Consider the following 23,381-nt stretch of genomic DNA (forward strand, 5'->3'; position numbering starts at 1 on the left):
CAAAATGCCGAAGCCTGAGCGTACCGCAGCCATCCTTGTCGCAGCCGGCCGTGGACTGCGCGCCGGCGCAGGCGGGCCGAAACAATACCGGACGATCGGCGGACAGACGGTGATCTACCGCGCCATGGAGGCGTTCTCCGGACACCCGGACGTGTTTGCGGTGCAGCCTGTGGTCAATCCTGACGATACCGCGCTTTTCGATGAAGCGGTCGCAGGCCTCCGCCATCGGCCGCCGACGCCGGGCGGCACGACCCGGCAGGCCTCGGTCCATGCCGGGCTCGAGGCGCTTGCAAGCGAGAAGCCCGACATCGTTTTGATCCACGACGCCGCGCGCCCCTTCGTCACCGCAGCCGTGATCTCGCGCGCGATCGCCGCGGCCGGCCGGACCGGCGCTGCGATCCCCGTGATTCCCGTCACCGACACGATCAAGCTCACCGGCGATGCCGGCGACGTCGAGGCGACGCCGGAGCGCGCGCGCCTGCGGATCGCGCAGACACCACAGGCTTTTCGTTTCGACGTAATATTGGAGGCGCATCGTCGCGCAGCGCGCGAGGGCCGCTCCGATTTCACGGACGATGCGGCGCTTGCCGAGTGGGCGGGATTGACGGTTGCGACGTTTGAAGGTGATGCTGCCAACATGAAACTCACCACACCCGAGGACTTCGTGCGCGAGGAAGCGCGGCTCGCAAGCCAGCTCGGCGACATCAGAACCGGCACCGGCTACGACGTGCATGCCTTTGGCGACGGTGACCATGTCATGATCTGCGGCGTGCGCGTGCCGCACACGAAGGGATTCCTGGCCCATTCCGACGGCGATGTCGGGCTGCATGCGCTGGTCGACGCGATCCTCGGCGCGCTGGCCGACGGCGACATCGGCTCGCATTTCCCGCCGAGCGACGCCAAGTGGAAGGGCGCCTCCTCCGACCAGTTCCTGAAATACGCGGTCGAGCGCGTCACCGCGCGTGGCGGACGGATCGCCAATCTCGAAGTGACGTTGATCTGCGAGCGGCCGAAGATCGGGCCGTTGCGCGACACCATGCGGGCGAAGATCGCGGAGATCTCCGGCGTCCACATCTCGCGCGTGGCGGTCAAGGCCACCACCAGCGAGCGGCTCGGCTTCACCGGCCGCGAGGAAGGCATCGCGGCAACCGCGAGCGCCACGGTCCGTCTCCCGTGGGACGATAAAGGTTGGGACGATAAAGGCTGGGACGATAAAGGCAGGAGTGCCTGACATGGGCGGCAGCGACGCTCGTGCCCTCTCCCGCTCGCTGCTCGACCTGTGCCGGATGCGCAAGCTGACCATCGCGACCGCCGAATCCTGCACCGGCGGACTGGTCGCGGGTGCGCTCACCGACATCCCCGGCTCTTCCGACGTGATCGACCGCGGCTTCGTGACCTATTCGAACGAGGCCAAGCGGGTCATGCTCGGCGTCAAGGCCGCCACGCTGGAAACGTTCGGCGCGGTGAGCAAGGAAACCGCGACCGCGATGGCGATCGGCGCGCTGGAAAAGGCCGGCGTCGACCTTGCGGTCTCGATCACCGGCATCGCGGGCCCTGGCGGTGCGACGCCGGGCAAGCCGGTCGGCCTGGTGCATTTCGCCGTCGCGGCGCGCGACGGCCGCATCGTTCATCGTGAACAGCGATTTGGCGCAATCGGCCGTAGTACGGTGCGGCAGCGCTCCGTGGTCGAAGCATTGCGCATGCTGATGGAGCTTGCGCGCCCGCCGCAAGCCGCCAAGCCGCGTCGCGAGGCCGCCAGCCGGTTGCGGCCAAGGGTGGCTCGGTCGCCGCGGAGCCACGCTGCGAAACGCCGCCGGCCGCCGCGCGGATAGGCCGTCTCAAAGTCGAGTCGCCCTCGGCCAACCTTATAGCGGCTTGTGTCAACTGCGGCCCAGTGACGCCCACTTAGAATGGAACTGTGACGCGGCTTCGCCGCTTTATGTTGTTCCAACTCTGCTGTTTCGATTGTTCGTCCAACGGCAAAATCCCACAACAAGGAGAAAATGATGAAGTTGGCAACTTTGGTCGTGGCCGCCATCAGCGCTGGCGCCATGACGCTGTCGACTGTTGCGCCTTCCTCGGCAGCACCGCTCGCTCCCGCGCGATTTCAGCACGAGCCTGTCTCCGTCGAGCATGTGCAGTATCGTCACTGGCACGGTGGTCCGCGCTACGGCTATCGCGGCGGATACGGCTACCACGGTGGTTACTATCGCGATCGTGGTGCTAACGGCGCGGCGATCATCGGCGGGCTTGCGGCCGGCGCGATCATCGGCGGCGCGATCGCGGCGAGCCAGGCCAAGGCCAACAACGACGCCTATTGCTCCCAGCGTTTCCGCACCTACGACCCGGCTTCGGGCACCTACATCGCATCCGGCGGCGTGCGGCGATCCTGCCCGTAAGTCGGCGAACGCTCTCCCGCATCATCCGCCGTGCCCGGCCTCGTGCCGGGCATTTGCGTTCCAGGGAGGCAAACGGGACGGCTTCGCTACGTCGACAGCTGAGGCTTGCCGTAGACCTGATCCGCGCGCTTCTCGAACGCCGCGGCAAAGCGTGAAAACGCAGCGTCGAACATCGAGCCCATCAGCATTGCCAGCATCCGGCTCTTGAATTCGTAGTTCAGGAAGAAGCCGACATCGCATTCGGCTTCCGACTTCGGCTCAAAACTCCAGCGATTCTCCAGATTGCTGAACGGGCCGCGCAGATATTCGACCAGGATCTTCAGGTTAGGGCGGTCGAGCGTCACCCTGCTGGTGAACGTTTCGCGCACCAACTTGAAGGACACCGTCATGTCCGCGACCACGACCTCGGTGCCGTCGTCCTTGGGCGTGCGCTGGCGGATCTTGAGCGCCTGGCACAGCGGCACGAATTCGGGATAGCGCTCGACGTCGGCGACCAGATCGAACATTTGAGGTGCGGTGTGGCGGACCCGCCGCTTGCTTGAGAATCGTGGCATCAGTGGATACTCGCACGGTTTTGCCCGAGTGCGAGGCGCTTCAGATAATCATCCGCCTGCGCCCGATCGGTGAAGCACACCAGCGATTGATCAGGCCGCAAGCCGGCAAGATACTCGATCAGCTTCGGCCGCTGCTGCTGGCGATAGGTCCAGACGTAGCGGAAGAATTCGAGATCGATCTTCTCGGGGCAGCCTTCCGCCATCTCCGGGCGGACCTGGCCATAGCTCCCGGCAATCCGCCTGAAGATACCGAGCATGCAGGTCGACCGCGGCAGGTCGAACCAGATGATCGTATCGGAGAGCTCCCGGCGCAATTCCCCCGCACCGTGCCTCATGTAGTTCCCATCCATGATCCAGCGCGGCTCCCGAGCTGCTTCGGTCATGCGGCGCTCGAATTCGTCCCTGCCCGACTCGATCCAGCCCGGTTTCCAGAACAGCGCATCGATCGACACGGTCGGAATCCCTGTCATCGCGGACAGCCGCCGCGCAAAGGTCGACTTGCCGGATCCCGACGATCCCATCACCAGAACGCGCTGCATTGGTCCAGTCCAAGGTTCGGTCAAGGTTCGGTCAAGGTTCGGTCAAGCAACGGCGCGTGACGGCGCCGGCGTACCGCCGTTTACAAAAATCTAGCGGCCGCGGGCCGTGCGCGCCGCCTGCAGTTTGGCGAAATCCTCGCCGGCGTGATGCGACGAGCGCGTCAGCGGGCTCGCCGACACCATCAAAAAGCCCTTGGTATAGGCGACCCGCTCGTAGCCTGCGAACTCGTCCGGCGTCACATAGCGCATCACGGCGTGATGCTTGCGGGTCGGCTGCAAATACTGGCCGATGGTCAAGAAATCGACTTCGGCCGAGCGCAGATCGTCCATCACCTGCAGCACCTCGTGCCGTTCCTCGCCGAGGCCGACCATGATGCCCGACTTGGTGAAGATGGTCGGGTCGATCTCCTTGACCCGCTGCAGCAGCCGGATCGAATGGAAATAGCGAGCGCCGGGACGGACCGTCAGATAGCGCGACGGCACGGTTTCCAGATTGTGGTTGAAGACGTCGGGCTTGGCCGCGACCACGCGCTCCAGCGCGCCGTCCTTGCGCAGGAAGTCCGGTGTCAGGATCTCGATCGTGGTGGTCGGGCAGCGCGCGCGGATGGCACGGATCGTCTCGGCAAAATGCTCGGCGCCGCCGTCGGCGAGATCGTCGCGGTCGACCGAGGTGACCACGACATGACTGAGCCCGAGCTTGGCGGTTGCCTCCGCGACGTATTCCGGCTCGCTCGCCTCGAGCGCGCCGGGCATGCCGGTCTTGACGTTGCAGAACGCGCAGGCGCGCGTGCAGGTGTCGCCCATGATCATGAAGGTGGCGTGCTTCTTGTCCCAGCACTCACCGATATTGGGGCAGCCCGCCTCTTCGCACACCGTGACGAGGCCGTTCTCCTTCACGATCCGGCGCGTATCCGCATAGCCGCGCGTGTTCGGCGCGCGGACGCGGATCCAGTCCGGCTTCGGCGGCGACACGGCATCCGGCCGGTTCACCTTTTCGGGGTGCCGCGGGCGGAGCTGAGTGGTGGAAATGGTGTCGACGATGGTGACCATGGATGCCTGCAAGTCGCGGGAGCAAAGTCCGGAAAAGTGGAGGCCGGTTTTCCCGCGACGAACCCGGAACGGGTTTGCGCTGGAGATCATGCTCCGAACCAAGGGCTTAGGTAATCGGTGTTGACGCGGCTCGCAACCCGCCCCGCGACCCTAGCAGACCAGCCCATATATTGGCAGTCTTGCGGTCCGTTCCATGCCGATTCCCACCTCAAAATGCCTCAAAAACCCCGATCCACCCGCGCGACCGCGCCGCGTCTCGGCAAGGCGCTGAAACGCTCCTTCTTCGATCGCAGCGTCCACGAGGTCGCCCCCGACCTGATCGGCGCGACCTTCCTGGTCGGCGGCGCCGGCGGCATCATCACCGAGGTCGAGGCCTATCATCACACCGACCCGGCAGCGCATTCCTACCGCGGGCCGACCCCGCGCAACCAGGTGATGTTCGGTCCGCCGGGCTTCTCCTACGTCTACCGCTCCTACGGCATCCATTGGTGCGTCAATTTCGTCTGCGAAGAAGCGGGCTCCGCCAGCGCCGTGCTGATCCGCGCGCTCGAGCCGACCCACGGGCTCGCGGCGATGCGCCGGCGGCGCGGGCTGGAGGACGCGCGCGCGCTGTGCTCGGGGCCCGGCAAGCTCTGCGAGGCGCTCGGCATCACCATCGCGCACAGCGAATTGCCGCTGGACCGCGCCCCGATCGCGCTCCATGCGCGGACCGAAGCGCCCGAAATCATCACCGGGGTGCGGATCGGCATCACCAAGGCCGTCGACCTGCCCTGGCGCTACGGGCTGAAGGGATCGAAATTCCTCAGCAAGCGGTTTTGAGCGCCACGACGTCGTTCGCTACGATGCCTTCTTCAACCGTTCGATCGCCTCGAGGATCTTGGCGCGGCGCTCCGTTGCTGCCGCGCGCTTTTCCTTCTCTTCCTCGACGAGCTCTTCCGGCGCGTTGGCGACGAACTTCTCGTTGGCGAGCTTGGCATCGACCCGCTTGATGTCGGCGTCGGCCTTGCCGAGTTCCTTCTCCAGCCGCGTGCGTTCAGCCGCGAGATCGATCACGCCCTTCAGCGGCAGCGCGACAGCCTCGCCGCGGACAAGGAGCTGCACCGCGCCTTCCGGCGGATGATCGGCGAACGAGATATCCGACAATCGCGCGAGCCGCTTGATGGTGTCGTTCCAGCGCTGCGCGCGGTCCCGCGTCTCGGCGGAGGCGCCCGCGATCACCAGCGGCGTCAGCGTCGACGGCGGGATGTTCATTTCCGCCTTCACCGACCGCATCGCGGTGACGAGATCGACCACCCAGCCGATTTCGGCTTCAGCCGCGGGATCGCTGAACTCGTCGGCGTCGAGCGCGGCAATGACCGGCGGAATGATCGGATCGACCACCGGACCGGCGGTCGCGATCGCGGCCAGCTGCTCGCCAGTCACGCCCGACTTGCGCGGCCAGGACGCCAGCACCAACAGGCCGTCGCGCTTTGCGGTCACTGCCCACAGCTCCTCCGTGATGAAGGGCATGAACGGATGCAGCAGCTTGAGGATCTCGTCGCGGGTCCACGCGATCATGGCGCGGGTCTCGGCCTTGGCCGCACCCTCCTCGCCCATCAGCACGGGTTTTGCGAGCTCAAGGTACCAGTCGCAGAACACGTTCCAGACGAAACGGTAGATCGCGGCCGCGGCATCGTTGAAGCGATGATCCTCGATCGTCTCGGTGACCTCGCGGGTGACGCGCGAGGTTTCGTGCGCGATCCAGCGGTTCAACGTCTCCTTTGCGCCCTTCGGATCGAAACCGTCCGGCTTGACGCACTCGTTCATCTCGGCGAAGCGGCAGGCGTTCCAGAACTTGGTCGCGAAATTGCGGTTGGTCTCGACCAGATGCGGCGACAGGCGGATGTCATGGCCTTGCGCCGCCTCGCGGGTCAGCGCGAAGCGCAGCGCGTCGGCGCCGTATTCGTCGATCACGCCGAGCGGGTCGATGACGTTGCCCTTCGACTTCGACATCTTGGCGCCCTTCTCGTCGCGAACGAGGCGGTGGATGTAGACGGTCGAGAACGGCGCCTCCTTCATGAAATGGAGGCCCATCATCATCATGCGGGCGACCCAGAAGAAGATGATGTCGAAGCCGGTAACCAGCGTGTTGGTCGGGTAGTAGCGCGCGACCTCCGGGGTGTCGTCCGGCCAGCCCAGCGTCGAGAACGGCCACAGCGCCGACGAGAACCAGGTATCGAGCACGTCCTCGTCACGCGTGATGAAGCCCTCGCGCTTGGCGGGGTCGACCGCCATGTCGTGGCCCTGCTCCGGCGTGATGACTTCCTGCTCGACGTAATAGCCGAGCGCGTGGCCGACCGCCTCTTCCTCGGTCTCGGCGACGAACACCTTGCCGTCGGGTCCGTACCACGCCGGGATCTGATGGCCCCACCAGAGCTGGCGCGAGATGCACCAGGGCTGGATGTTCTCCATCCACTCGAAATAGGTCTTTTCCCAGTTCTTCGGCACGAACGTCGTTTCGCCGGAGCGCACCGCCGCGATCGCCGGCTGCGCCAGCGTCTTGGCGTCGACATACCACTGGTCGGTGAGATACGGCTCGATCACGACGCCGGAGCGGTCGCCATGCGGCACCATGTGGGTGTTGGGCTCGATCCGCTCGAGGAAGCCGAACTCTTCCAGCCTTGCAACGATCTTCTTGCGTGCGGCGAAGCGCTCGATGCCGTGAAACTCTTCCGCGAATTCGGTGGCGCCGGCCGGCAGGCCGCGCAGATAGTCCTCGTTGCCGTTGAGGCTGAGGCTGCCCTCCTGGTCGAGCACGCTGATCTGCGGCAGGCCGTGGCGCTTGCCGATCTCGAAGTCGGTGAAGTCGTGTGCCGGCGTCACCTTGACGGCCCCCGAGCCCTTCTCAGGATCGGCAACGTCGTCGCCGACGATCGGAATCTTGCGGCCAACCAGCGGCAGGATGACGTGCCGGCCGATCAGATCGGTGTAGCGCTCGTCGTCCGGATGCACCGCGACCCCGGTGTCACCGAGCATGGTTTCGGGGCGCGTCGTCGCGACCACGATGAACGACTTGGGATCGTCTGGGCTGAAGCTGCGGCCCTCGATCGGATAGCGCAGATACCAGAGATGACCCCTGACCTCGACCTGCTGCACTTCGAGATCGGAGATCGCGGTAAGCAGCTTCGGGTCCCAATTGACCAGGCGCTTGTCCTTGTAGATCAGGCCATCGCGATGCAGCTCGACGAACACCTTGACGACCGCGCGCGACAGGCCCTCGTCCATGGTGAAACGCTCGCGCGACCAGTCGCAGGAGGCGCCGAGACGCTTGAGCTGGTTGACGATGGTGCCGCCGCTCTCGGCCTTCCACTGCCAGACCCGCTCAAGGAATTTGGCGCGGCCCATGTCGCGCCGGCCCGGCTCCTGCCGTTCCATCAGCTGACGCTCGACCACCATCTGGGTGGCGATGCCGGCGTGATCGGTGCCGGGCTGCCACAGCACGTCGCGGCCGCGCATCCGCTCGAAGCGGCACAGGATGTCCTGCAGCGTGTTGTTGAGCGCGTGGCCCATGTGCAGCGAGCCGGTCACGTTCGGCGGCGGGATCACGATGGTGAAAGGCGCGGCGTCCTTGCGTTCAGGTCGGCCGGCCTTGAACGCACCGCTCTCCTCCCAGATTTGGGCCATGCGGTGCTCGATATCGGCGGGCTGGTAGTTTTTCTCGATCATGACAATGCGCTGTGGACCATGGAAAGGGCTAGAAAGCCGCCGGAGCGCACCAAGTCAACCGGACCGGCACGTCAAATCGGCGTTTAGGGCGTTTTCGAGCGACGTGGACACCGGCTCGCGTGAAGAAAACGCGTCAAAACAGCAAGCTGGGGTATCGGTTCTGATTTTGTCAGACCGAAGCTGTGGGACATTTGGTGAGCTGAATGAGGGCTGCCAGGCCCAACGGCGGGAGCCAGCCTCGCGCCGACTGCGGTGCTAGCGCCCGCGGCGGAGCTAACGCCCGCGGGATACTCGCTCGATCTCGGCCTTGACGATCCGCTCGACCAGCCCGGGCAGATTGTCGTCCAGCCAGGACTTCAGCATCGGCCGCAGCATCTCCTTGACCAGATCCTCAAGCGTCCGCGCATTGTTGCTCAGCACGGTGTTGGCCAGCGAGTTGAAGGCCGACTCGACGGCCCGCATCGTGGTTCCCGAGATGATCTGCTGCATGGGCGCGGTCTCGATCGCCGGCGGCTCCCGGGCCGGTTCCGGCGCCCGGCTCCGCGCTTCCGTGAACTCGACGTCGTCCTGCGGCTCGACCTTGCGGAACGACGGCGCGGCCGCCGGGTCCGGCAGTGCCATCTCGTCGGTGAGTTCGAACACGTCGGCTTCGGGCTGGGCTGCGGGCTGCGGCGACGGCCTGATCTCGGCCGCGGGCGTCGCCTCGTCGAGGCTGGCGAGCAGCGAGTCGATGTCGTCCTGACTGTTGCTGGCCGCCGGTGCCGGCGCAGGCGGCGGCGATTTCGGCGCGGGCGCGGCGGCCTTCGCGGCCGATGGCGCTGCGGGCGGCGGGCTCTTCATCGCGGGCTTGGCTGCTGGTGCTGGCTCGACCTTCGGCGCCGGCGCTGCAGCGGCGGCCGCAGGCTTCTCGGCCGCGGCCGGCTTCGCCTCGTCGTCGGCAATGATGCGACGGATCGACGCCAGGATCTCCTCCATCGAGGGCTCTTGGACCTTCGCAGGTTGCGTCATCTCCGACTCCACATCGAAACGATTTTACATCAAGCCCGAGAGGATTCGCCGGTTCCGATGATGCGGGCGGAGATTTTCATTGCTCCCGCCCGACTTGTCCCCAGATCAAGCCCGCCCGAGGCTTTGCGCAAGCTTCGTGTCGCCCAATGCAGCGTGATCACAGGTGGCGTCGCACCTGTCATCACGCTACGCCGGCGCGCCGCGAATCGCCTTGCTGCCCGACAAAACGGTATGTCAGGCCAATTATCGAATGCAAGCAAACGCGCCTGTTTGTGGTCCTGATTAACTCAGAACCACAAACATGACGCGACAAGCGATGATGATGCGAAGGTGTTTAGCGGCCGTCGGGCGTGCGTACGCCGGCCCAGTTGTCACGAACCTGCTGGTAATGCACGCTCGGATCGTAGACGTTGGTCGAAAGACCCATCACCTGCGGCGACAAGCGGCCAACTGCGCTCAGCACGTTATAGGACGCGACGACGCGGTCGTGCTGCGCGGTGACCAGCGCGTTGCGGGCGTTGACGAGCGCCTGCTGCGCGTTGAGCACGTCGAGCGTGGTGCGCTGACCGGCCTTGGCCTCTTCGCGCACGCCGTTCAGGGCGATCTCCGACGCGGTCACCTGCGCCTGTGCCGATGCCACCTGCGACTTGCCGGCGACCAGCTGGCCCCATGCGGTGACGACGTTGGCGCGCGCCTGATCGCGGGTCTGTTCGAGAACGAGGCGCTGCTGCGCCAGCGATTCCTTGGACTGGCGGATCAGCGAGTATTCCGCACCGCCCTGGTAGAGCGGCACCGACAGCTGGACCGCCGTTCCCGCGCTGAATGCGCGCTGGCTGATCATGGTCTGCTCGTATTGCTGCTGCACGGACGTTTGCAGGTTGACCGACGGGAACAGCGCACCTTCGCTGACCTTGACCTGCAGGAAGTTGACGTCGACGCCGTACATCGCCGAGGTGACGTTCGGATTCTGGGTCAGGCTGAGTTCGACGGCGGCTGCAAGCGTCGTTGGCAGGAAGCGGTCGACCGGCGAGCCCGGCGCGAGATTCTGCGGCTCGTTGCCGATGATGCGGCGGAAATTCGATCGCGTCGTCGTCAGGTTCGATTCGGCAGTGAGCTGCTGGGTTTTGCCAGCCGCAAGCTGCGCTTCGGATTGCGCGACGTCGGTCCGCGTCACTTCGCCGACATTGAAGCGATCCTGGGTCTGCTTCAGCGTCTGTTCCAGCACGCGCGTGTTGCTGCGCTGAACTTCGACGATGGCGGAGTCGCGGAGATAATCCATGTAGATCGTGGCCGCGCTCAGGATCACGGTTTGCTCGAGCACACGCAGGGCCTCGCGGGCCGCCGAGACCTGGCTTTCCGCCGCGCGCACCCTGGGCGCGTTCTGCGCGTTGAACAGCGACTGGTTGACCGTGAGGCCTGCGCTGCGTGGCGCGTTGGCGCCATGGATTTGGGTGCGGACAAGATTGTTCGCGTCGCCGCCCTGTGTCGTCAGCGTATCGGTGTATTGGTACCCCGCGCTTGCCGTCAGTGCGACTTTCGGGCGGTAGCCCGACAGTGCCTGCGGAACGTTCTCGTCAGTTGACCGCACCTGCGCGCGTTGCGCGTTCAGCTGGGGATTGTTCTGGTAGGACCGCACCAAAGCGGCCTCGATTGTATCGGCGAGTGCGGGCACAGGGCCCATCTCCGCCAACAGAAGGACGGCAGTCGCAGCCGCGGTGACAACCTTCACCCCACGCATCCCCGGAAATCCAATCATTGTAGTCGCCGTCTCCACACGCAAATCAGTCCGGCGGTCGCTTCAGTCGAAGTGAGTCCCGCCTCACCTTAGTCCGCAGCTAGGGCCAACGGAACTACCCCGCAACGGAACACGGTCGAAACTCTTCACATGGGGCAAACGGGCCACACTTCTGATTCGGAACGGGATTTTATCAGCCGGTGCGCCGCGATAGCGTCAGAACACGAAGGCGGGAACTCGCTCGAATCCCGGCAAAACGGGGGCCGAGGCGTCGAACAGCTCGCGATGGCCGAAATCCCCGTGGGAGTGCGTCACCAGGGTGGCGCGCGGCGGCGGCAACAGGCCGAACACCCCGACCAGCCGGCCCCCCTCCTTGAGCTGGCCGAACAGCCCGGTCGGGACGATTTCCGTCGCACCATTGAGGATAATGACGTCAAACGGGGCGCCCGCGGCATTGCCGTCGGCGGCCGCAGCCGTTTTGACGGTGATATTCTCGATCCCGAGCTGGGCGAAGGCTGTGGTCGCCTTTTCGGCAAGCGCCGGATCGCTTTCGGTCGCGCTGACGTCTGCGGCAAAGCGCGCCACGACGGCGGCGGCGTAGCCGGTCGCGCAGCCGACCACCAGGACGCGGTCGGTGGACTTGATCTCGGCGGCCTGGAGCATCCGGGCGAGCAGCGCCGGCGTGATCAGGCAGCGCCGCGTCGCACCGCCCTCGGCAACATCGAGGTCGAGGTCGAGATAGGCCAGCGCCTGCTTGTCGGCCGGCACGAAGACCTCGCGCGGCACGGTCAGCATGGCATCGAGAATACGATCATCGGTCACGTCGCTCGGACGCACCTGACCATCGACCATATACTGGCGCGCGGTCGAAAAACCGGTCATTGGCGGAGACCCTGCAAGTCGCGGCATTGCCGCTGGAGAAGCTAGAACAGGGCCATCTTTTGGAACAAGCTCCGCCAAAACGCAACACGCCGCTGGCGCGCAAACGCGCTTCCAAAACGCGCTCCACGGCGCGGTCTATTCGATCGTGACGGCGAGTCGGCCGATCAGGCGGGCCACTTCATCGAGATGCTCGGAATCATGCTCCTCGACGGCCCTCGCGAGCCGGCGAACGCACTCATCATCGCTGATGTCGGGGGCATCGTTCGGAACCAGCGTCGGCTGCGGCATCGACAGGTCGATCAGGTTAATGGCCATCAAAATCACCTCTCAGGACCCGGCGAGAGCAAGTGTCGACGGCTATTGAGTCGATTTGACGACGTTTTCGGCCTGTCCGCTGCGGACCACGGGCTTGTGATTGTTGATGGGGCCAGACCGAACTGGCTCCCCGGGCTGGATTCGAACCAGCGACCATTCGATTAACAGTCGAATGCTCTACCGCTGAGCTACCGAGGAATAGGCGAACATCTGTTCGCGAGCGGGCAGCGTATAACAAAGCCTTTCGGCCTTGCAAAGAACCAAATGGCTCCTCCGGCGAAACTTTAGCGCGCACGGTAAGCCTCTGCGATACAAGGGCTTACCCATCTCCCGGCGTGGTACATGCCCAGCCCGCCGGCCCGGCCGCCGCTCCTGCGGGCGCCTGGAAACACCGCCAGCGCGGCGGTCGCGCCGCGCCCGTGATTCTGTCAGGGGCGCCATAGCCCAGTTCCTCGCGCAAACGGGGCGGGCTATCGCCCGGCAATGGCGACGATGAACAGCGCGGTCGCGGCCAGCGAGGCGATGGTCCGCACGTGGTTCCAGAAGGTCCAGTCAGTGAGATAGCGCGCCCAGACCGATGTCGCCGACGTGCCCACCGGGTCGGTAGCCGCAAGCTGATCGTTCAGAGGAACGTTGAAGACGACCGTGACGACGAACATGCCGACCACATAGATGCCGCCGCCGCAAATCATCGCAATCGCGCCCGGCTCTTGCCATCTGAGCCCGCCGAGCACGACCAGCACGGCGCAGGACAGCGTGGTGCCGAGGAACACCGGCATGAACGGCGAGCGGACGATATCGACATTGATCGCGTTCATCGCCGAGATGCCGGCAGCCTGATCGATCCGGCCGAGCGCGGTCATGACGAAAGCCGAGAACGCGAAATAGAGCCCGGCGAGCAAGCCGCAGCCGAGCGCGGAAAACCACAGCAAGCCCGAGGTCAGGATCTGGCGCATCGTTCCGCCTCCAAATGCGAGATATACTCGTATTTGTGAAACGCGATAAACTCTCGTATTAGAGCCGTCAACCCCGATCGCAGGGAAGAGAGAGATGTCGAGACGAAAGGCCGCGCCCGCGGAAGTCCCCCTGCCCGGGCTGGCGCGGCTTGCCCCGACTCAGCAGCGCAGCCGCGAGCGCTTCGAGCGCATCCTCGCCTGCGCGGCCGAGATCATGGCGGAAAAGGGCAGCGAGGCCTTCCGCATGAGCGACATTGTGGCGCGCAGCGGCGTCGCATTCGGCTCGCTCTATCAATATTTCCCGGACAAGGCCGCAATCATCGGCACCCTGGCCGAACGCCATAACGCGGTCGGGCGCGATTGCGTCAGGCGCGATCTGGCCGCGGTGGCGACCGCGCGCGACCTGCACCCGGCGCTTTGCCGGATCGTCGACAGCTACTACGAGATGTTCATGCGCGAGCCTGTCATGCGCGACATCTGGCAGGCGACGCAGGCCGACCGCGCCCTGCAGAAGCTTGATGCGGACGACATGGCCGTGCTCTCCGGCCTGTTGTCCGACGCGATCAGGCGGATTGCGCCCGACATGCCGACTGCCGCCCTCGCCACCTTTTCAGCACTGACCATGACGCTGATAGCCGCCGCCGTGCGTCACGCGATCGCGCTGCCACCGCGGAAGGCGCGGCAGGCGCTGACGCAGTTCAAGACCATGCTGCCGCACGACCTCGCCGGGCTGACATAACTGCGCGCAAACGTCGGGAATTTCCTCCGGCCCGAGGCGATCAACAGCGGGCGGAGGCGATTTGCGCTGTTGGGCGCTGCCCGCAGCGCGCAACGCTGCCCACTGGAGAAACCATGTCGGCAAGAGTCGAGGATCGAGGCGGCCTGCGTCCCGCGATGCACGCCCTCATTGTCACGGCTCCCTAAAATTCCTGCGATATTTGACGGCTATGAGTCTTGCCGGGAATTCCGGGCAGAGTTTTTCGCAAGATGTGATCTGTCTCACATGAGGTGCGGCCACGCCGACCTAGGTTCCCGAAGGGGTCACCAACGGTTTATTAACCAACACGGGCGCCATCGTTCTTTTCATAAAATTCGAACGAATCGCTCAATCCGGACCGAAGACAGTTTTGCGACCATGGCGCTCTCGAACCTCGGAGAGCGCGATGAGCGAAGTCGAATTTGATCTGCTGCTGGACGCCGTGCGAACGGCGATCGCGCCCATTGCTCAGGAGGATCTTGTGGCTCAGCCCTCGCCCCGCATTCAGCCGCCACCGCGCGCGGCCAATGACAACCAGGCGCCGTGGCCGCTGATTCCGTTTCCTGAAGGTTGGTACGCCGCGAGCTAATGCGGCTTCTCATTGGCTGGCTGCAAGCCATTGATGAGATGAGTGGAGGCCACGACCAGAATTGAACTGGTGTACACGGTTTTGCAGACCGTTGCGTAACCACTCCGCCACGTGGCCCCGACGCGGGCGGATTGATACAGACCCACAAGGGCTTAGGCAAGGCGGCCAAGTCGCCTTTTCGCAGATTTCCGAAACTCCCGTTCCGTGTGATTTCCGAAACTGTCGTGCCCGGTCTGTTCTGGCTAGGCTCCCGGCATAGCCAGAATACCGGATCGAAACCCCGCCACGGCTGAGTACCAGTTCCCTTCGTCATGCCGCGGCGGCTCGAAGAGCGCAGCGAAGCCCTCATAGTGAACGACGCCGCCGAGCGCATGCTGGCGTTTGCGCAATTCGAGGACGGCCCACACCCACTGCGACTTTCATGAAGCAGTTGAGCAAGCATGACGCCAAGCGCATGGCCAAGCAGCGAGATGAGAAACCAAGATTTATGTCGCCGGCTGTGGCGATTAGTGAGCGGGTAACCCTGGCTTAGGATCTACACCCGCAAGGGTTGCTACAAACCGACGCAACGTTAGAAGTTGCAGCTCGCACTGCGACTGCGACGATTGGAATTCGTATCACAGGTTGAGCATGGGCCCGATCCATAGGCGGCGGCCAGATCTGAAGGCGCTCACAGGGCTTCGTGGATTGGCTGCAGCAATAGTTGCCCTGGCGCACTTCAAGATGCCGATGCCGTATTATCTGAATTGGCCCAATGCGGCCGTCGATCTGTTTTTTTGCTTGAGCGGCTTCACGCTCGCCTATGCCTATCCCCGGAACTCGTTTCAGTTCTCGAATTTTATGGTGGCTCGCATAGCGAGGCTCTATCCATTGTATCTGCTAACGCTCGTCATCACAGGAGCGATGTGGCTGTTCCTCGCTCCGGCCAACTATCTGCGTGAGGCGGCCGTATTCGATCTGGTCCTGCAACTGCCCCTGCTCAATTCATGGCCGATCATAGGATCCGGGGTGCATTGGAATACTCCGGCGTGGTCGATCTCCGTCGAATGGTTTTGCTACATTCTGCTGTTTCCAATACTGCTGCAGTTAAGAGCCCCACGCTCGGTAGCAGCGAAGCTGCTGTGCATCATGGGCTTGTCGACCGCAGCCCACCTCATGTTCACGAACTATTTCGACGTACGCACGCTGGCGGTCCAGCTCTATGTCCCCGAAAGCCAATGGAGCTATTGGGTAAATCTGTGTCGGGGGGTTTGTGGATTCACCGCCGGGTGGATTGTGTTCGCAAGCTTTGAGAAGCGGGACGGGCTCTATGTCTTCTGCACAAGATATTCAGCGGCGATCTGGGCTGGTTTCGTTGTCATTTTGACACTGGGTTACTATGGCCTCGTGGCGTCGCAGGCCGTTTTGTTTCTCTTGCCACTCATCGTGCTTGCCGCGACAGCTCAAACCTCGGCCTCATCTCGCCTTTTGGCGTCCCATGTTCTGCATTTTTTGGGGCTGATCTCGTACTCGGTCTATATGGTGCATCTCATCGTTTTCGCGGTATTCGTCCGCTTCGCGCCCGACCATTGGCCAGTGCTGACCTATACCGTCCTCATCGTAACGACGCTTGTCGTCTCGACCGTCACCTACTTCAAGATCGAGGTGCCCGCGCGCGACGCCATCCGGAGGCTCGCTCACCGCCGATCGACAGCGCCTGAAGGGACGGAATTTCCCGAGCCAGCGGCAGTCCACCCAACTGCGGTCCGGTTCCCACAATCAGGTTGCTAGTGAGAAATACCCCGCCAGCGCCAAAGGCATTTGGCTTGGTAGACCGTCCGCAACCGCCAGTTGGCTCCGATAGGCAGCCAAGCCGGATGGCTAACGCCGGCGCCTCCGGAAATCCCGCTTCTTTGGTTTTGGCGCCAATTCCGGCATTTTGGCCTGCACTTCCCGGAACCTGGCCAGCATGCGCTCGAAACTACCTGACAACGTCGCGGCAATGTCCGGCCGCTTCTCCAGCCCTGCCAGCAGGATCGCGGCCGCCTCGATGGTGGCCAGGCCGTCGCGGCGCGGTTCCCGGCGGAGTTGGCCGTAGAGCGAGGGCCGTTTCGGCCCGAGAATCACTCGCTGGCACTTCAGCATCCAGGCATTGCGCCACCACAGCGCCTTGGCCTGACTCCAGGTACCGTCGAGCAGCACGATGCCCTCGATGTCGGAGAGGATCGCGCGCTGATGCGGCTCGAGTTCGCCCTTGCGGTTGATCGCAACGATCTCGGCATCGGTATCGAGATCCTCGACCTTGGCCGAGCCAAGATAGAGCACCGCCCAGCGCGACGGATCGGGCACCGGCCGGCCGAGCGCCTTGGCAAGGCTCGGCCAGGACAGCCCGATCCGGACCACGGCGTTCTCGAAATGCCGCGCCAACAGTCGCGCGGTGCCGAGCGCCCTGTCCTGCTCCTGCGGATGGATCAGGATCAGGAGCTGGATGCGGCTCTCGATCGGCGTAACGCTGTCGCAGATGCACAGCGGCAGCGGCTTGCCGCAATGCGGGCACTCCTCGATCTCGGCGACAATATCGGTTTTTGCTTCGGTCGGTTCGGACATCGCTCCGCTATACGCTTGCAACCGCGCAATTCAAACTATTCCGCGGGTGCGTGCACGCCTGACGGCTCGCGGCGCTGGCGCAGCCGGTCGATCAGCAGATAGATCACCGGGGTGGTGTAGAGCGTCAGGATCTGCGACACGAACAGGCCGCCGATGATGGTGATGCCGAGCGGCCGGCGCAGCTCGGTGCCCGGGCCGGTCGCAATGACCAGCGGAATGCCGGCGAACAGCGCGGCCATCGTCGTCATCAGGATGGGACGGAAGCGCGCGCGGCAGGCCTCGAAGATCGCGTCCCGCGACGACAGGCCCTGATGCCGCTCGGCTTCGAGCGCGAAGTCGACCATCATGATGCCGTTCTTCTTGACGATGCCGATCAAGAGGATGATGCCGACGAAGGCGATCACCGTCAGCGGCGTGTTGGTCACCTGCAAGGCGAGCAAGGCGCCGAGGCCGGCCGACGGCAGCGTCGAGATGATCGTGATCGGATGCGCCAGGCTCTCATAGAGCACGCCGAGCACGATATACATCGCGACCAGCGCGCCGAGGATCAGCAGCGGCTGCCGCCCGCTGGTCTTGTTGAAATCGCCGGCATTGCCGTCGAAGCTGCCGCGAATGCCCTCGGGCATGTGCAGCTCGTCGACCGCCTGCTGGATGTTCGTCGTCGCGACCTCCAGCGGCACGTCCGGCAGCAGGTTGAACGACACCGTGGTCGAGGGGAAGCCGCCGGAGTGATAGACGGCGAGCGCCGACAGGCCGCGCTGGTAGTGCACCAGCGCCGACAGCGGCACCTGCACGTCATTGGCGCCGGCAACATAGATGCGCTCGAGGTTCGACGGATCGCTCTGGAATTTCGGATCGATCTCGAGCACCACCACGTACTGGTTGCGCTGGGTGTAGATGTACGAGATCTGCCGCTGCGAGAAGGCATTGTTGAGCGCGTTGTCGATGTCCTGCACGCGGACGCCGAGGCTGGAGGCGGTCTTGCGGTCGATCACGAGGTTGAGCTGCAGGCCACCGGGATCGCGGTCGGAGGAGACGTCCGTGATTCCCTCCACCGTCTCCATGCGCTTGGCCACGATCGGCGCCCATTTCTGCAACAGCTCGAGGTCGGTCGAGGCGAGCGTGTACTGGTAGTCGGAATCGCTCTGCCGGCCGCCGGTGCGGATGTCCTGGGCGGCGAACATGAACAGGCGGATGCCCGGCACCATGAACAGGTTGCGGCGCAGCCGGTCGATCACCTGCGCGGTCGACAGGCCGCCCCGCTCCTCCGGCGGCTTCAGGCTGATGAACATGGTGCCGCGGTTGGAGGTGGCGCCGCCCGGACCGCCGCCGGAGCCGACCGACGAGCCGATGCCGGCGACCGCGGGGTCGGCCATCACGATGTCGGCGAGCCGCTGCTGCAGCTGAAGCATCGCCTGGAACGAGATATCCGCCGACGCCCGCGTCGAGCCGATCACAAAGCCGCTGTCGTCGGTCGGAAAATAGCCCTTCGGCGTCTTGATGTAGAGCGTCACCGTCAGCGCGACGGTGGCGAAGAACACCACCAGGGTCAGGAAGGGATAGCCGAGCACGATCCGCAGCGTCGATGCGTAGAACGCCACGACACGGGACAGCGTGCCTTCGATGACGCGGTCGTACCAGGTGGCGTGATCCGAGGTCGCCTCCCTGATGTAATGCGCGCAGATCATCGGCGTGATGGTCAGCGACACCACGGTCGAGACCGCGATCGCGAACACCAGCGTCAGCGAGAATTCGCGCAGCAGCCGCCCGACGATGCCATCCATGAAGATCAGCGGCGTGAAGGCCGCGATCAGCGACAGCGAGATCGACAGCACCGTGAAGCCGATCTGCTTGGCGCCTTCGACCGCGGCCGGATACGGCGCCATGCCCTGCTCGAGATTGCGGTACATGTTCTCGATCATCACGATGGCGTCGTCGACCACGAAGCCGACGGAGATCGCCAGCGCCATCAGCGACAGATTGTCGATCGAGAAGCCGGCGAGCCACATCCCGGCGCAGGTGCCGGCCAGCGCCAGCGGCACCGACACGCCGGCGGCGATCGTCGGCACCACCCGGCGCAGGAACACGAACACCACGATCATCACAAGCACAGCGGTCGCCAGCAGCGTGAACTGCATGTCCTCGACGCTGGCGCGGATCGTTCCGGTGCGATCGACCAGGGTCGAGATCTCGACGCCCGCCGGAATCCATTTCTTCAGTTCCGGCAGCATCCTGCGAACGCCGTCGACGGTGTCGATGACGTTGGCGTCGCCCTGCTTGGTGATCTGGATCAGCACCGCCGGCTGCTTGTTGAACCAGGCGATCGAGCGCGAGTTGCGCACGGAATCCTCGACCTCGGCGACGTCGGCGAGGCGGACGTAATTGCCGTTCGAGCTCTTGATGACGACGTCGCGGAATTCGGCCGCGGTGCGCATCTGCTTGTTGATCGAGAGCGTCTCGCTCAGCCGGCCGCCATTGAAGATGCCGACCGGCCCCAGCGGGTTGGCATTGATGATCGCGAGCCGGACGTCGTCGGTCGCGATTCCGGCGTTCGCCAGCGACACCGGGTTGAGCGCGATGCGCACCGCCGGCTGGTCGGCGCCGCTGACGGTCACCTCGCCCACTCCCGGCACCTGCGAGATGCGCTGCGCCAGCACCGTGTCGGCGACGTCGTACATCGCGCTGGTCGAGATCGTCTTCGAGGTCAGCGCCAGCACGAATACCGGCGACGCGGCCGGGTTGGCCTTGCGGAACCTGGGCAGCGACGGCAGGTCGCTCGGCAAATCGGCGAGCGAGGCGTTGATCGCGGCCTGCACGTCGCGCGCGGCGCGGTCGATGTTGCGGCCGATCGAGAACTGCACCTGGATGCTGGTGGTGCCGAGCGAGCTCGTCGAGGTGATCTGGTCGACGCCCGAAATAGTGCCGAGCTTGCGCTCCAGCGGTGCGGCAACGGTCGCGGCCATCACCGAGGGATCGGCCCCCGGCCGGCTCGCCGACACCCGGATGGTCGGGAAATCGACATTCGGGACCGACGACACCGGCAGGAAATGGTAGGCGACGATCCCGACCAGGAACAGCCCGATCGCAAGCAGGGTGGTGCCCACCGGCCGGCGGATGAAGGGCTCCGAGATCGAGATCACTGCATGCCCTCGGTGGCGCCCGCGATCGGCGGGCCGCTGGGACCCGGCTCCGGCACGGCCCGCTCGATCCGGCGGTTGAGGCGGTCGAGCGCCAGATAGATCACCGGCGTGGTGTAGAGCGTCAGCAACTGGCTCAGCAGCAGGCCGCCGATGATCGAAATGCCGAGCGGGAAGCGCAGTTCGGCGCCGGTGCCGCTTTCGATCGCGAGCGGCAGCGCGCCGAACAGCGCCGCCAGCGTCGTCATCATGATCGGGCGGAAGCGCAGCAGGCAGGCCTGCACGATGGCGTCATAGGACGACATGCCCTGGTGACGCTCGGCCTCCAGCGCGAAGTCGATCATCATGATCGCGTTCTTCTTGACGATGCCCATCAACAGGATGATGCCGATCAGGCCGATCACCGAGAGGTCCTGCCCGCACAGCATCAAGGCGAGGATGGCGCCGACGCCGGCTGAAGGCAGCGTCGACAGGATGGTGATCGGGTGGATGTAGCTCTCATAGAGCACGCCGAGCACGATGTAGATCGTGATGATCGCCGCCAGGATCAGCCAGGGCTGCCCGGCGAGCGAGCGCGCGAATTCGGCGGCGTCGCCGGAATAGATCCCGACGATGCTGCCGGGCATCCCGATCCTGCTCTCGATGGCTTTTACGGCCGCGACCGCGTCGCCCAGCGCCTCGCCCGGCGCCAGGTTGAAGCTGAGCGAGACCGACGGGAATTGCGCCTGGTGCGAGATCGCGAGCGGCGCCGTGGTCCGGACCAGCGTCGCCACCGCCGACAGCGGCACCTGCGCGCCGTTGGCGCCGGGCAGATAGAGCTTGTCGAGGATCGACGGGTCGCGCTGATACATCGGCAGCGCTTCGAGCACGACGCGGTACTGGTTGGCCTGGCCGTAGATCGTCGAGATCTGCCGCTGCGCGAAGGCATCGTTCAGCGTGTCGGTGACGCCCTGCAGACTGACGCCGAGCTGGCCGGCACGCTGGCGGTTGACGTCGAGCGCCGCGCGCAGGCCACCCTCCTGCGCCTCCGAGGAGACATCGCGGAAGATCGGGTCGCGCCGCATCTCGGCGACGAGCTTTTGCGCCCATTGCGAGACCTCGGCGGCGTCGGTCGCGGTGAGCGTGTACTGGTATTGCGAGCGGCTCGACTGGGTCGAGATCTGCACGTCCTGCACCGGCTGGAAGTACACCGTCATGCCGGGCACCGCCGCGACTTTCTGCTTGAGGCGCTCGATCACCTTGACGACGCCCTCGCGCCGCTCGTCGAGCGGCTTCAGCGTCATCACCAGACGGCCGACATTGGTGGTCGGATTGACCGAGCCCGAGCCGATCACCGAGACCACGCCAACCACATCAGGATCGGCCTTGATGATGTTTGAGACCGCGCTCTGACGCCGCTGCATCTCGGCGAACGAGACGTCGGGTCCGGCCTCGGTCACCGCCGTGATCGACGAGGTGTCCTGCAGCGGCAGAAAACCCTTCGGCGCCAACACATACATGATCAGCGTCAACGCGATGGTCGCGAACGTCACCAGCAGCGTCGCGCGCTGGCGCCGCAGCACCCAGAGCAGCGTTCGATGGTAGAACTCCACCATGCGGTCGATGAAACGGCTGACCGCGGCCAGGCCCGGGACCGCCATCTCCTCATGGATGTTCTTGAGCAGCCGCGAGCACATCATCGGCGTCAGCGTCAGCGAGACGATCGCCGAGGTCACCACCGCGATCGTCAAGGTGAGCGCGAATTCGCGGAACATGCGACCAACCAGGCCGGACATGAACAGCAGCGGGATGAACACCGCGATCAGCGACACCGTCAGCGAGATCACGGTGAAGCCGATCTCGCTGGCACCCTTCAGCGAGGCCTCCATCACCGTCTCGCCGCCTTCCATGTGGCGGACGATGTTCTCGATCATGACGATGGCGTCGTCGACCACAAACCCGGTTCCGATGGTCAGCGCCATCAGCGACAGGTTGTCGAGGCTGAAGCCCGCGAAATACATGATGCCGAAGCTCGTGATCAGCGACAGCGGCAGCGCGACGCCGGCGATCAGGGTCGCGCGCAGCGACCGCAGGAACAGGAGCACCACCAGTGTCACCAGCACGACACTCAGGATCAGCGTGAACTGCACGTCGCGCACCGAGGCGCGAATCGTCACGGTACGGTCGGAGACGATGGTCAGCTTGACGCCGGCCGGGACCGCCCGCTGCAGCCGCGGGATTTCGCCGCGGATCTGCTTGACGACGTCGATGACATTGGCGCCCGGCTGGCGCTGGATGTCGATGATGACGGCCGGCGTGCCCTGGTACCAGCCGCCGGTGCGGTCGTTCTCCAGCCCATCGACGATCTGGGCAACGTCGCCGATCGTGACCGGCGAGCCGTTGCGATAGGCGATGATGATCGGCCGGTAGGCGTCGGCGGCGGCGATCTGGTCGTTGGCGGCGATGGTGTAGGATTGCTGGGCGCCGTCGAGCGATCCCTTCGGCCCAGACACGTTGGCGCCGGCGATCGCGTTGCGCAGATCCTCCATCGCAATGCCATAGGCCGCAAGCCGGGCCAGATCGGCCTGCACGCGCACCGCCGGCTTCAGGCCGCCGAGGATCGAGACCCGGCCGACGCCGGAAATCTGGCTCAGCCGTTGGCCGAGGATGGTGTCGGCGAGATCGCTCATCGCCCGCAGCGAGATCGTCTCCGAGGTCAGCGCGAGCGTCATGACCGGCGCGTCCGCCGGGTTCACCTTGGCGTAGACCGGCGGATACGGCAGCGTCTTCGGCAAGATGCCGGCGGCGGCGTTGATCGCGGCCTGCACATCCTGCGTGGCGCCGTCGATGTCGCGGTTGAGGTCGAACTGCAGCGAGATCTGGCTGACGCCGAACGAGCTCGTCGAGTTCATCGACGACAGTGACGGGATCTGCCCGAGTTGCCGCTCCAGTGGCGCCGTGATCAGCGAGGCCACCACGTCGGGGCTCGCGCCGGGCAGTTGCGTCGTCACCTGCACGGTCGGGAAGTCGACCTGCGGCAGCGCCGAGACCGGCAGCGCCCAATAGCCGAGCGCACCGCCGATCATCAGGGCGATGCCGAGCAGCGAGGTGGCGATCGGCCGGCGGATGAACGGTTCGGAGACGCTCATGGCTGCGTGCTCGCTGTAAGAACGGACATTACGAAGTCTGG

Annotated in this window: 19 protein-coding genes and 2 tRNA genes; 7 read left to right on the forward strand and 14 right to left on the reverse strand. The window is 64.9% G+C overall.

The genetic code is table 11. From position 1 onward, the window contains the following. The first annotated feature begins 4 nt into the window (after positions 1-4). The 3 genes from XI02_RS22850 to XI02_RS22860 all read left to right on the forward strand — a co-directional run bounded on the left by XI02_RS22850 (position 5) and on the right by XI02_RS22860 (position 2,399). Positions 5-1,231 (forward strand): bifunctional 2-C-methyl-D-erythritol 4-phosphate cytidylyltransferase/2-C-methyl-D-erythritol 2,4-cyclodiphosphate synthase, encoded by a 1,227-nt coding sequence (locus XI02_RS22850; protein WP_018271704.1) that lies wholly within the window; start codon positions 5-7, stop codon positions 1,229-1,231. A gap of 1 nt (position 1,232) precedes the next feature. Continuing rightward, a complete protein-coding gene (locus XI02_RS22855) occupies positions 1,233-1,832 on the forward strand; it encodes a CinA family protein (RefSeq protein WP_018271705.1) in 600 nt (199 codons plus the stop codon). Between the two features lie 171 nt (positions 1,833-2,003). After that, positions 2,004-2,399, forward strand: coding sequence for a BA14K family protein (locus XI02_RS22860; protein ID WP_194483154.1), 396 nt, complete (start codon positions 2,004-2,006; stop codon positions 2,397-2,399). An 86-nt stretch (positions 2,400-2,485) separates the two neighbouring features. Here XI02_RS22860 and XI02_RS22865 read toward each other — a convergent pair whose 3' ends face one another. The 3 genes from XI02_RS22865 to lipA all read right to left on the reverse strand — a co-directional run bounded on the left by XI02_RS22865 (position 2,486) and on the right by lipA (position 4,542). After that, positions 2,486-2,953: a ubiquinone-binding protein gene (locus XI02_RS22865; RefSeq protein WP_026192784.1), complete on the reverse strand. Its 468-nt coding sequence runs from the start codon at positions 2,951-2,953 to the stop codon at positions 2,486-2,488. Next, positions 2,953-3,492: a hypothetical protein gene (locus XI02_RS22870; protein ID WP_016843439.1), complete on the reverse strand. Its 540-nt coding sequence runs from the start codon at positions 3,490-3,492 to the stop codon at positions 2,953-2,955. Before XI02_RS22870 ends, XI02_RS22865 begins: the two co-directional genes overlap by 1 nt. A 90-nt stretch (positions 3,493-3,582) precedes the next feature. After that, a complete protein-coding gene (gene lipA / locus XI02_RS22875) occupies positions 3,583-4,542 on the reverse strand; it encodes a lipoyl synthase (RefSeq protein ID WP_018271706.1) in 960 nt (319 codons plus the stop codon). Between the two features lie 213 nt (positions 4,543-4,755). On the opposite strand from lipA, the gene XI02_RS22880 reads away from it, so the two are divergent. Further along, positions 4,756-5,361: a DNA-3-methyladenine glycosylase gene (locus XI02_RS22880; RefSeq protein ID WP_016843446.1), complete on the forward strand. Its 606-nt coding sequence runs from the start codon at positions 4,756-4,758 to the stop codon at positions 5,359-5,361. An 18-nt stretch (positions 5,362-5,379) separates the two neighbouring features. Here the strand turns inward: XI02_RS22880 and XI02_RS22885 are convergent, their stop codons facing one another. The 7 genes from XI02_RS22885 to XI02_RS22915 all read right to left on the reverse strand — a co-directional run bounded on the left by XI02_RS22885 (position 5,380) and on the right by XI02_RS22915 (position 13,143). Next, positions 5,380-8,247: a valine--tRNA ligase gene (locus XI02_RS22885; RefSeq protein ID WP_018271707.1), complete on the reverse strand. Its 2,868-nt coding sequence runs from the start codon at positions 8,245-8,247 to the stop codon at positions 5,380-5,382. A 273-nt stretch (positions 8,248-8,520) separates the two neighbouring features. Further along, positions 8,521-9,255 (reverse strand): PopZ family protein, encoded by a 735-nt coding sequence (locus XI02_RS22890; protein WP_018271708.1) that lies wholly within the window; start codon positions 9,253-9,255, stop codon positions 8,521-8,523. 334 nt (positions 9,256-9,589) lie between these two features. Next, positions 9,590-10,993, reverse strand: a complete 1,404-nt coding sequence (locus XI02_RS22895; RefSeq protein WP_026192785.1) for a TolC family outer membrane protein — start codon at positions 10,991-10,993, stop codon at positions 9,590-9,592. A 213-nt stretch (positions 10,994-11,206) separates the two neighbouring features. Then, a complete protein-coding gene (locus XI02_RS22900) occupies positions 11,207-11,872 on the reverse strand; it encodes a protein-L-isoaspartate O-methyltransferase (RefSeq protein WP_018271709.1) in 666 nt (221 codons plus the stop codon). A gap of 135 nt (positions 11,873-12,007) precedes the next feature. Next, positions 12,008-12,187 (reverse strand): hypothetical protein, encoded by a 180-nt coding sequence (locus XI02_RS22905; protein WP_016842100.1) that lies wholly within the window; start codon positions 12,185-12,187, stop codon positions 12,008-12,010. A gap of 123 nt (positions 12,188-12,310) precedes the next feature. Next, positions 12,311-12,385, reverse strand: a tRNA-Asn gene (locus XI02_RS22910). A 272-nt stretch (positions 12,386-12,657) separates the two neighbouring features. Beyond that, complete coding sequence (locus tag XI02_RS22915) at positions 12,658-13,143, reverse strand: DUF1772 domain-containing protein (protein ID WP_172647929.1); 486 nt, start codon at positions 13,141-13,143, stop codon at positions 12,658-12,660. Positions 13,144-13,237: 94 nt separating this feature from the next. On the opposite strand from XI02_RS22915, the gene XI02_RS22920 reads away from it, so the two are divergent. Together XI02_RS22920 and XI02_RS22925 are read left to right on the forward strand one after the other, a co-directional pair. Continuing rightward, a complete protein-coding gene (locus tag XI02_RS22920; RefSeq protein ID WP_016842102.1) occupies positions 13,238-13,882 on the forward strand; it encodes a TetR family transcriptional regulator in 645 nt (214 codons plus the stop codon). A 424-nt stretch (positions 13,883-14,306) separates the two neighbouring features. After that, positions 14,307-14,489, forward strand: coding sequence for a hypothetical protein (locus tag XI02_RS22925; protein ID WP_016842103.1), 183 nt, complete (start codon positions 14,307-14,309; stop codon positions 14,487-14,489). A gap of 43 nt (positions 14,490-14,532) precedes the next feature. On the opposite strand, the gene XI02_RS22930 is transcribed toward XI02_RS22925, so the two are convergent. Further along, positions 14,533-14,606, reverse strand: a tRNA-Cys gene (locus tag XI02_RS22930). A 513-nt stretch (positions 14,607-15,119) separates the two neighbouring features. Between XI02_RS22930 and XI02_RS22935 the strand changes: the two genes are divergently transcribed. Further along, a complete protein-coding gene (locus XI02_RS22935) occupies positions 15,120-16,259 on the forward strand; it encodes an acyltransferase (RefSeq protein WP_016842105.1) in 1,140 nt (379 codons plus the stop codon). 90 nt (positions 16,260-16,349) lie between these two features. Here XI02_RS22935 and XI02_RS22940 read toward each other — a convergent pair whose 3' ends face one another. From XI02_RS22940 to XI02_RS22950, 3 genes are read right to left on the reverse strand one after another with little or no spacing between them, the layout of a single operon-like run. Beyond that, the gene (locus tag XI02_RS22940) at positions 16,350-17,075 is read right to left on the reverse strand and encodes a tRNA-uridine aminocarboxypropyltransferase (RefSeq protein WP_016842106.1); all 726 of its coding nucleotides are present in this window, start codon (positions 17,073-17,075) and stop codon (positions 16,350-16,352) included. Between the two features lie 35 nt (positions 17,076-17,110). Beyond that, positions 17,111-20,215 carry an efflux RND transporter permease subunit gene (locus XI02_RS22945; protein ID WP_018271710.1) on the reverse strand — a complete coding sequence of 1,035 codons (3,105 nt, stop codon included), beginning with the start codon at positions 20,213-20,215 and terminating at the stop codon, positions 17,111-17,113. Then, positions 20,212-23,340, reverse strand: coding sequence for an efflux RND transporter permease subunit (locus tag XI02_RS22950; RefSeq protein ID WP_018271711.1), 3,129 nt, complete (start codon positions 23,338-23,340; stop codon positions 20,212-20,214). Before XI02_RS22950 ends, XI02_RS22945 begins: the two co-directional genes overlap by 4 nt. Positions 23,341-23,381: the final 41 nt, after the last annotated feature.

It is taken from the genome of Bradyrhizobium sp. CCBAU 21365 (assembly GCF_015291305.1).
GTDB classification, from domain to species: domain Bacteria; phylum Pseudomonadota; class Alphaproteobacteria; order Rhizobiales; family Xanthobacteraceae; genus Bradyrhizobium; species Bradyrhizobium elkanii.